The following is a 9,278-nucleotide window of genomic DNA, read 5'->3' on the forward strand; positions in this document are numbered from 1 at the left end:
ATGGTTGGACAACGCAATAGCGGCAATCTGTGCGTCCTCCGTGCTGATAGGCTGACCGGCACGTGTTCTTGCTGCAACCAGTTCTGCATAAATTTTCGCAGACTGTTCGTCAAATGGCAGGCAGCGCCCCGAAAACTCTTCAGAAAACATCTCAGCGGCAGCATCCGCCAATCCGCTTTGACGCTTACCTGCCGGAAGCAGCGAAATACCCAACAGGATTTCAGCTTGCGTAACAGCAGAAATGTAATACCCGACTTCAGTGTTTAAACCAAACCACGACAATACACGAACATCCGGCTGCGGACGCATCAGCTCGGACAAAACGTTAGTATCCAACAATATCGTCTGCTCCATCAACGCTCCCACTGGGGAGGCATGCGCGATAACTGCCGTTCCGGGATCGGCAATCCTTCCCCCTCTAAGTTTGCGAAACGTTGGTGAATACGTTGAGCGATATTCTCCGTTAGCCTCCCCTGCGATTTTCTTTGTCTTAAAGTTTCGGCAAAGTCCAATAGCTCGCCCAGCAATGGTTCAGGAAGTTCTTTGGTCACATTATAAAGTCTTTCTACTATATTCATGATTGCACCTCGAGAGCTTTGAAAATCTATACCCTTTTGTCATTCCCGCGCAGGCGGGAATCTGTAAGTTCCCGAAAAGACCAGATTATGAACATTAAGCTTCGCTTTCCCGCCTGCGCGGGAATGACAAAGAAGGGGCGTTTTTCAAAGGTCTCAAAGCTCTCAAGGAAACGGAAAATGGGGCTCTGTCCCTAATTTCCGTCGGCGAGTATCTGTGCCGCGACGGGATTAACTTCGAGCTGACGGAGGTCCTCCTGCAATCGCTCGTATTCCTCGGACTTCTTTTTCAGAAAACGCACGGTGATCCGCGCGCGCTCTTCAATCCCGGCCGGCGTGAGGTGGTAGATGTAGGCGGCCTTGTGCTCCGACGTGCAGAAACTCTCCACCTTGAGAAGCCCCTTTTCGATCAGCCCCTTAATGAGGTAATTTACCTTGCCCAAGCCGATATCAAGCCGGGAAGACATCTGACGCTGCGTAATGCGCGGATTTGCAGAGATTTCCCGCAGAAGATTGAGCGTTTCCTCGCCGCCGAGCTTTTTATATACAGAATTCTTCATTGCCGACCTTGGTTACTTTTTTGAACGAGGCTCGCTTCTAATCGTTCCCCCTCCCCTTGTCAAGGAAAAGTTTGGGAAATTAGCAAGCGCTCCTCATGATTTCTGCAATTTTCGTTTGATCTTCTTTTTGAAGGTATGGGTGCATGGGAATACTGAAGATCCGGCTGGCGGCGTCTTCGCTCGCGGGGAATGCCCCCGGCGCATAACCCAGGAACGCGAAGGCTGTCTGCAGGTGCAGGGGCTTGGGGTAGTAGATCGCTGTGGGAATGCCCGCCGCCTTGAGTTGATCCATTAACGCCGCCCGCTGCGCTTCATTCTTCGCGAGCAGGGAATATTGCGCCCAGGCGCTCTTGCAGCCTGCGGCTATGTGAGGGGTAAGGAGCGAGGAGTTGGCAGCTAGAAGCGAGGTGTAGCGTTGGGCTGCCTCTTGCCTCAGATTTATTTCTTCCGGGAAGATTGCGAATTTGGCCAGGAGAATGGCTGCCTGGAGAGTATCAAGCCGGCCATTGATGCCTATCCGGATATTGTCGTATTTATCCGAGCCTTGGCCGTGGACGCGGATGGATTCCATAATATTTGCCAATTGATCGTCATCGGTGAAGCACATTCCGCCGTCGCCGTAGCAACCCAAGGGTTTGGCCGGGAAGAAGGAGGTGCAGGCGATATCGGCCAAGGCCCCTGCCCTTCTGCCCTTGTATTCAGCGCCGAAGGACTGGGCGGCGTCTTCGATGACGAAGAGGGCGTGATCTTTGGCGATTTTGTTGATGGCATCGTAGTCGGCGGACAGGCCAAAGAGATCGACGGGGATGACGCCTTTGGGAGACAGTGTTACGTTTCCCGTTTTAAGTTTTACGTTATTATTAGGCAAAGGGTGGAGAGAAGAATCATTCGATTTGAGGGCGATGATGGCTTTTTCCAACTTTTCCGGGTCTATGTTGTAGGTTTTGGGATCGATATCGACAAAGACCGGTGTGGCCCCGAGAAGACTGATGACCTCAGCCGTGGCGAGGAACGTGAAAGGCGTTGTAAAGATCGCATCGCCCGGGCCGACACCGTAGGCCATCAGGGCCATGAGAAGGGCGTCCGTCCCGGAAGCGCAACTGATCGCGTGTTTTGCACCAACATAGACACCCAGTTTCGCTTCCAGTTCCTTGACTTCCGGGCCCATGATGTATTGGCCGTGCGCCAGAACCTTCTGGATATTCGCATCCAGTGTCTCTTTGATTCGCTTTTGCTGGGTTTTAAGATCGATAAAATCCATTGGTTATTCCGCCTGCTCCTTTACCTTATAGATCGATTTTAAAAAAGAGCTTCCTTTACCTTCATTTTTCCGCTTTGAGACCTTTGAATTTCTCCCGAAATGTTGTTAATTGTCATTCCCGTGAAAACGGGAATCTGGTCTTTTCGGGAACTTATAGATTATGAACATTAAGCTTCGCTTTCCCGCCTGCGCGGGAATGACAAATGGTTTTGCAATTACCTCAGGTTTTTAAATTAAGCGTTATTGCGAGTGTGAGATGGTACAGCTCCGCCCTCTGGATTACATGCAGGCATGTCAAGTGGGGAAATTTAAGCAATGGAAACGATAATTTATCACATGTTATCTATCCGGCTGACTGAAACCCGTCGCGGCTGCCGGAAAGCCCATCCGCCGCGGCCACATCCTGCTCAAGCAGGCGTATGTCTTCCTTCAATCTTTCGTATTCTTCGGACTTCTTCCGCAGGAAACGCACGGTGATCCGCTCACGCTCCTCGATCCCCGCCGGCGTGAGGCGGTAGATGAAGGCCGCCTTGTGCTCCGAGGTCAGAAAATTTTCGGTCTTGACCAGCCCCTTTTCGATCAACGCCCGGATCAGGAAATTGACCTTGCCAAGGCTGATCTCGGTCCGTGCGGACATTTGCCGCTGTGTCACATAAGGATTGGCGGATATTTCCCGAAGAATGTCGAGTGTTTCTTCACAGTCAAGTTTTGGTTGCCATGAATTTGCCATTGAAAGCCTTGGTTCTATTTTTGAACGAGGTTTGGTTTTAATGAATTATTCGCCGCGTGTCAAGGAAAAGTTGGGGGGTCATTCAACGAAAAACACTTAATTTAAAGACCTGCCCCCCGCGACGAAGCCGGCAATGCCGTCAAACTGGAAGCCTTTTTTGGCCATGCCCTCGCCGCTTTGGTCGGTCGTGTAGAAGTGATGTTTGGTATTGCGGTTGAACCAGCGGTAGAGCTCCCGCGCCCCGGTCAGTCGCGAGGTGCCGATGCTGCCGATCGAGCCCTCAAAGATGTAGCCGGGAAGAGGCTTGCCGCCATTGGGATTGTAGGAGTAGTAATGGTCGCCGGTAGTCGGGTTAAACCAGCGGTAGAAATCGGTCGTGCCGGGGGTTCCGGGGGCAAAAAGGCGGAAGGCAAGGCCGACATAGCGGTAGCCGCGTGCCTTGATGCGGGCCGTCTCGGCCTGCGGGGCGGAGGTCAAAAGGCTGTCGGCGCCGGCAGAATAGCGGTGCACATCGAGCAGGCGGGCGGGCTTATCCGCCGCCACTTCCAGGAAAAATTGCAGATCGGCGTCGCCGCCGTTCGAGGAAAACAGGAGGCGGTCCCCGTAGATGCCCGGCAAAAGACCGCGTGTATTGACGGAAATGTTGATATAATCGGTCTCCCGCGTCGTCATGCCGCTGTCCGGAAAGACGCTCACCCAGCCGCGCGGCCCCTTGCCGATCCGGCCGCCGAAAACGCCGGCCCCTTCAAACGTCACCTTCCCGGCGCCGCTCGCAATTGTCAGGACATGGGGGCCGTCCGGCAGGTTTTCGGCAAGCAGGATTTCCACCCACTGCCGGTCCGCGGCATATCCATCTATGACGTTTACAAACCGGCCGTCGAGAGAGACACTGAGCGGCCCTCCTTCCGGGGCTACCCAAAAAAAGAGGCTGATGCCCGTGCCGGTAAACTGGTATTTTAGAAAACTTTGCTCCCCCTGCCCGGCGGGATAGCCGCCCTCCTTTTCCCAGTTCCCGGACAGCTCCAGCCCCTCCTGCGGAATCCCGCTCAGGACGGTGGGCGCCTCCGCGAGAATGCGGCGGAACGAAACATACCTGGTCTGCAGCGGTTCATCGCTCGCACCCGCGATGCGCACCTTCCATTGCAGCGGTTGCTTACCCTTGTTGGTCAGATGGAGCCGCTTCGAAACGGCCTCCCCGGCTCTGATTTTTCCGAAATCGATCCGCCGCGCGTCGAGCGCCAGCATCGGGTTGGGGGAAAGCTCCGTCAACCGGGCCGCAAAAAAAACCTTCTGACTCCCGCCGACATAATTGAATTGCAGCGTCTCCTGGAGGCCGCCGAGCGGGGCCTCGCGACTGAAGGCAACCGAACGGCCGCCTGCTTCCATCCGCAGCAGCAGGGATGCGTATTTTTTATCGTCGCGGCTCACGACCTTTTGATAGCGCAGGCTGACCAAAAGAGACGCCGGCGCCTCCCCGATCAACCCGGGCAGGTTATGCTCTTCAACGGTCTGCCAGCCCTCCGGGGCCTCGACAAACCACTCCGGGTTGACCGATTCCGTCTTTTTTGTGAGGAAGACACCCCGCGCCTCTTCCCCAGGGCGCAATGACCCCAGATCAACCGTCTCCGGCGAAACGGTCGGCGAGAGAAAATTCATTTCACTCCGGAAATGCTGCGGGGCGCGCTGACTGTCGAGGCCAAAGACTGCAAATTTTGGGAAAAACAGCGCCGACGCTACAAAAAATACCATAAATTTCTTTAACATAGCAACTCCACGTTAGCAATATTGTTTGCTTTCTAACGCAAAGCCGCAAAGAACGCAACGTATTTCAGACTGCGGAATCTATGGTTTTACGATAATCCCAGCATGCTCCTGGCTTCCTGTACGGTAGCGATTTCACGCCCCAAGGCACGGACAATCCTTACCGCTCTTTCCACCAGCATGACATTGGAGGCAAGTTCCCCTGATTCATCGGAATAAAGCAAAACATCTTCCAATCCGACCCGGATATTCCCCCCCAGCAATGCCCCCATAGTTATCATATCCACATGGGCTTTTCCGACTCCCGTTACGGTAAACGTCGCGCCCTGGGGAAGCTGTTCTGCCATATTAAGCAGGTTTTTCGGCGTTCCGCTGATGGAACCGGGCACATTCATCACCAGATTGAAATGCAGCGGCGGCTTTACCGCCTCTTTTTTAAGATAGTACCCGATATTGGTAATCATTCCGACGTCAAAAGCTTCAATCTCCGGTTTTACCCCCTTTTCGATCATCTTTTTCCCAAGGAACTCAATCAACTCCGGCGAGTTGCTGTTTACCGAGGCGGAGAAATTGGATGATCCGGTCGCCAAACTGGCCATGTCGGGTTTCAAGTCTATGCAGGCGCCCCTTTCCGGGCCGTTCCCTCCGCGAGCGCCGGTAGAGAGCTGAATGATAATATCGCATTTTTCCCTCACCCTGCTGATAATGTCCGCAGTAATAACAGTGTCTGTTGTCGGGTTCCCGGCGCTGTCCCTTGTATGGATATGGGCGACTGTCGCACCTGCCTGATAACATTTAAAAATATCCTCGGCGATCTCCTGTGGTGAAATCGGAACATGGCGATTGAGCCTTTTTGTGGGGACATTCCCCGTGGGGGCAATGGTTATTACTACCTTTTTCATAAACGCCGCCTTTCTTGCTGCGGGGGAAAAATTCTGTGTCACTTAAATAGGGTAACGCACCCTGCCAAGATTACTGCCCGGATTTCTCGCAAGCGCTGGCCGGGAATGTTTCTAAAAAAGCAGACCCGGAAGCAGACGTTAGTCACTAACCCGTAAAGTTGATCGAGTTTTTGGCAAGATATTTTTCATGACCTGTGCAAACCATTTGCTGTAAAGTAATTGCTGAGATTATTTTTTAATCCGACGAGCTAATTGCAAAACTCCCCATTCTTGTCATTCCCGCAACGATTCTGAGCGGGAATCTGGTTCTAACTGCTTGAAAAACCATATTCCCGATAGAGACATTCGGGAATGACAAATGGTTTTGCAATTGCCTCCGACTTTTAAAATATGGGTCATATTTTTGGTTCCGGCTCGTCCGGGTTAGGGATTATCGTGATTGCCTGACCTCGACATTGAGCACTTCTTCCCAGACTTTCACCATCGCCCCCTTGCTTTCATCTCCTAATCCCTGATTCAAGGCCAACTGGTAGGTCGTGAGGGCCGCCTGGGTTACGGGTATCGGTATTTTATTGGCATTCATGATCTCCATGATGGATGACATATCCTTGTAGGCCTTCTTCATTGGATAGCCCTGTCCAAAGTCTCTTTTGAGAATCAGCGGTCCGAAGAAATTGAGCGCGAAGCTCTGGCCCGTCCCGCTTCCGGCAACCTCAACGATTTTTTCGGCGTCGAGACCCATTTTTACGGCTAACGGCAAAAGTTCGGCGACAGCCGCGCAGGAGATATTGAAGAAGACATTGTTGATGACCTTGGCAAGCTGTCCGCAACCGGCGCTTCCCATGTACTCGACATTCTTGCTGAAACTTTCCAGTACGGGCTTTACCTTGTCGAAAATGTCGCGGGAGCCTCCCGCCATGGTCGTCAACATTCCCTCCAAAGCTCTTTGCTCCATGCCGGATACGGGCGCATCAACGAAGTCTATTTTCGATTCCGCGAGGCGCTTCTGAAAATCCATGGTCGCCAGAGGATGGGTTGTTCCGCAATCGATCACGATCTGGCCGCCGGAAAGGCGAGACGCGAGGCCCGCCTCCCCCCAGAGCACTGTTCTGACAACTTCCGTATCGGGAAGAGAAAGGATGATCCAGTCCGCATATTCAGCAACAGCCTGTAAATCAGCAGCGGCGGTTGCTCCAGCTTCAACGAGGCGTTGCACTGCCTGTTTGTCAACATCGAAGACACGCAGGGGGAAACCTTTCCTGAGTATGTTCAAGGCCATGCCTCTGCCCATCGCCCCCAGCCCGATAAAACCGATCTTCGGTTTCATGCCTCAAACTCCTCCAATCTTCATGCTCAGTATTATGCGGTTTCTGCGCGCAATCGTTTTCTGGCTAGTATATTGGCTGCCAGTCCGATAAGCAAACAGCCCAGCCCCAGAATATCCGTCCTCATTTCAGGAATAATGACGAGAACCCCGCCACAGGCAAACAGCAAACGCTGCCACCAGCCGAGACGAGTCAGCAGGTAATCCGTCCACGCGGCTGCAACGGCGGTAACTCCGATCGCGGCAGTGATTGTCACTTCAAGTACTTCCAGAATCGGCGCCGATCCCAATAACGCAGAATTGTAAACAAAAGCGAAGGGGACGAGATAGGCGCTTATGGTAAGCCCTACGGCAGTCCAGCCGATCTTCGTGGGATTTTCACCGGCTATTCCGCCTGCCGCAAACGCCGCCAAAGCTACGGGAGGGGTTATTGCGGAAAGGATTGCATAATAAAAGACAAACATATGGGCAGCCAGCGGAGCAACGCCCATATCTGTAAGAGCCGGCGCCGCCGTCACCGCAACAATAATGTATGAAGCGGTAGTGGGAACGCCCATCCCCATAATTGTCGAGGCAATCATGATAAAAATAAGGGCCAGAATCAGACTGCCTGCGGAAATCCCCATGATCAGTGAAAATAACTTGAAGCCAATGCCGGTCATCGTGATGCTTCCCACTACGAGTCCGGCCGCCGCGCAAGCGCCGGCTACGGTAATGACGTTTTTTCCCGTATCCAGACAGGCGCCCTTGAATTTATCCCAGGTAATGCGGGTCTTTGGATTGAAAGCAGTCACGATGAACGTTGCCACGATCGTGTAAAAAATTGCCTTGTTGATGGTGTATCTGACAACAACCATCAGAATGAGCAAAAGTATCAACGGTATCAGAAAATGTATTCCCTCTCGCAGAGTCTTGAAAAAAGGCGGTATATTTTCAGCGGAGAGCGGCCTCATATTGTATTTCAGTGCATGAAAGTGAACACCCACGAAAATGGACCAGTAATATAGGAGAGCCGGAATAACCGCAGCACCGAGGACTGTGACATACGAAACGCCCAGTATCTGAGCCATGATAAAGGCGGCAGCTCCCATAATGGGCGGCATGAGCTGTCCCCCGGTAGAGGCTGTTGCTTCCACCGCACCGGCAAAATGCCTCGGAAAACCCTGCTGAATCATCATGGGGATCGTAAAAGTCCCGGTTCCCACAACATTTGCCACGGCACTTCCCGAGATTGTCCCGAAAAGACTGCTTGCCACCACCGCCGTTTTAGCTGGTCCTCCGACAAATCTGCCTGTCACTGAAAGCGCGAGCTTGAGCAAATATTCCCCCATGCCGCACTGACCGAGAAGCGATGACAAAAAAATGAACAGTACGATGTACTCTGCCGAAACACCCAACGGGGCGCCGAATATCCCTTCCAGAGACATTGCCATCTGTGACGCTACGCGGCCAAATCCATAGCCTCGATTGCCCAGTATCCCAGGGATATAGTTGCCGACAAGAGGGTAAATAACCGCGAGCGAAGAAATGATGACCAGGACATTTCCGGTAGCGCGCCTTGCCTGTTCCAGGACGAGGAAGATTATGATCCAGCCGATAATGATATCAACCGTGGTCAGCATTCCCATACGGTAGAGAATATCCTCGTAAAAAATCGTTATGTAAAGACCAACGGCAAGCGACAATAAGGCGAGAGACCAATCAAGAAACGTTATTTTTTTGTCGGGGCGCTTTCGAAAAGGGATTGTTAAGAAAGAAAGCACCAGGACAAAGGTCAGATGGATGCCGCGTTGCAAAAATGCAGTGGGCATCGTAAATCCCGCCGTGATCGTATGAAAAAGCACCATGGCGATGCTGATTGCCAGGATGAGTTTGACGACAAGCGATTTGTGCTTGAGATTATCCATAATATAGACATCCCTTCCTTGGTATTTCGAAAACATGGACGATTATGTCTCATGCCTCATTGCCTGATCATGCCGCAGGGACCGGCCCTGAGAAGGATGCAGCCGGCCCCCTTTCTTAATACGCATTTCACTTCGGCATTAATCTTCCAGGAATGGCCACGCCTTTTTCCTTATAGTACTTGACTGCTCCCGGATGCAGGGGAGCCACCGCATATTTCATGGTATTTTCCGGGGTGGCCCAATCGGCCTTTTTATAAA

9 protein-coding genes are annotated in these 9,278 nt (G+C 52.5%); all 9 read right to left on the reverse strand.

The window, feature by feature from the left end:
* Positions 1 to 354: type II toxin-antitoxin system VapC family toxin (locus tag M0P74_17080; protein ID MCK9365302.1), on the reverse strand; the 354-nt coding region annotated here is incomplete at its 3' end.
* On the reverse strand, positions 354 to 578 hold the full coding sequence (locus M0P74_17085; GenBank protein MCK9365303.1) for a DUF2281 domain-containing protein: 225 nt from the start codon (positions 576 to 578) through the stop codon (positions 354 to 356). The genes M0P74_17080 and M0P74_17085, both read right to left, overlap by 1 nt.
* 191 nt (positions 579 to 769) lie before the next feature.
* A complete protein-coding gene (locus M0P74_17090) occupies positions 770 to 1,135 on the reverse strand; it encodes a MarR family EPS-associated transcriptional regulator (protein MCK9365304.1) in 366 nt (121 codons plus the stop codon).
* 79 nt (positions 1,136 to 1,214) lie between these two features.
* Positions 1,215 to 2,396: a DegT/DnrJ/EryC1/StrS family aminotransferase gene (locus M0P74_17095; GenBank protein ID MCK9365305.1), complete on the reverse strand. Its 1,182-nt coding sequence runs from the start codon at positions 2,394 to 2,396 to the stop codon at positions 1,215 to 1,217.
* Between the two features lie 343 nt (positions 2,397 to 2,739).
* Entirely contained in the window at positions 2,740 to 3,126 is a 387-nt protein-coding gene (locus tag M0P74_17100; protein ID MCK9365306.1) for a MarR family EPS-associated transcriptional regulator, read from the reverse strand.
* A 96-nt stretch (positions 3,127 to 3,222) separates the two neighbouring features.
* Positions 3,223 to 4,890 carry a hypothetical protein gene (locus M0P74_17105; GenBank protein ID MCK9365307.1) on the reverse strand — a complete coding sequence of 556 codons (1,668 nt, stop codon included), beginning with the start codon at positions 4,888 to 4,890 and terminating at the stop codon, positions 3,223 to 3,225.
* 86 nt (positions 4,891 to 4,976) lie between these two features.
* Positions 4,977 to 5,789, reverse strand: a complete 813-nt coding sequence (locus M0P74_17110; GenBank protein MCK9365308.1) for a 3-keto-5-aminohexanoate cleavage protein — start codon at positions 5,787 to 5,789, stop codon at positions 4,977 to 4,979.
* A 430-nt stretch (positions 5,790 to 6,219) separates the two neighbouring features.
* Entirely contained in the window at positions 6,220 to 7,116 is an 897-nt protein-coding gene (locus M0P74_17115) for an NAD(P)-dependent oxidoreductase (GenBank protein ID MCK9365309.1), read from the reverse strand.
* 32 nt (positions 7,117 to 7,148) lie between these two features.
* Positions 7,149 to 9,020 carry a TRAP transporter permease gene (locus tag M0P74_17120; protein MCK9365310.1) on the reverse strand — a complete coding sequence of 624 codons (1,872 nt, stop codon included), beginning with the start codon at positions 9,018 to 9,020 and terminating at the stop codon, positions 7,149 to 7,151.
* Between the last annotated feature and the right edge of the window lie 258 nt (positions 9,021 to 9,278).

Source organism: Syntrophales bacterium (assembly GCA_023229765.1).
Taxonomy (GTDB): domain Bacteria; phylum Desulfobacterota; class Syntrophia; order Syntrophales; family UBA5619; genus DYTH01.

Excerpts from the sequence above, each read along its gene's own strand:
- M0P74_17090 (MCK9365304.1), bottom strand. The coding sequence starts at position 1,135 with ATGAAGAATTCTGTATATAAAAAGCTCGGCGGCGAGGAAACGCTCAAT.
- M0P74_17120 (MCK9365310.1), bottom strand. The coding sequence starts at position 9,020 with ATGGATAATCTCAAGCACAAATCGCTTGTCGTCAAACTCATCCTGGCA.
- M0P74_17105 (MCK9365307.1), bottom strand. The coding sequence starts at position 4,890 with ATGTTAAAGAAATTTATGGTATTTTTTGTAGCGTCGGCGCTGTTTTTC.
- M0P74_17100 (MCK9365306.1), bottom strand. The coding sequence starts at position 3,126 with ATGGCAAATTCATGGCAACCAAAACTTGACTGTGAAGAAACACTCGAC.
- M0P74_17110 (MCK9365308.1), bottom strand. The coding sequence starts at position 5,789 with ATGAAAAAGGTAGTAATAACCATTGCCCCCACGGGGAATGTCCCCACA.
- M0P74_17115 (MCK9365309.1), bottom strand. The coding sequence starts at position 7,116 with ATGAAACCGAAGATCGGTTTTATCGGGCTGGGGGCGATGGGCAGAGGC.
- M0P74_17095 (MCK9365305.1), bottom strand. The coding sequence starts at position 2,396 with ATGGATTTTATCGATCTTAAAACCCAGCAAAAGCGAATCAAAGAGACA.
- M0P74_17085 (MCK9365303.1), bottom strand. The coding sequence starts at position 578 with ATGAATATAGTAGAAAGACTTTATAATGTGACCAAAGAACTTCCTGAA.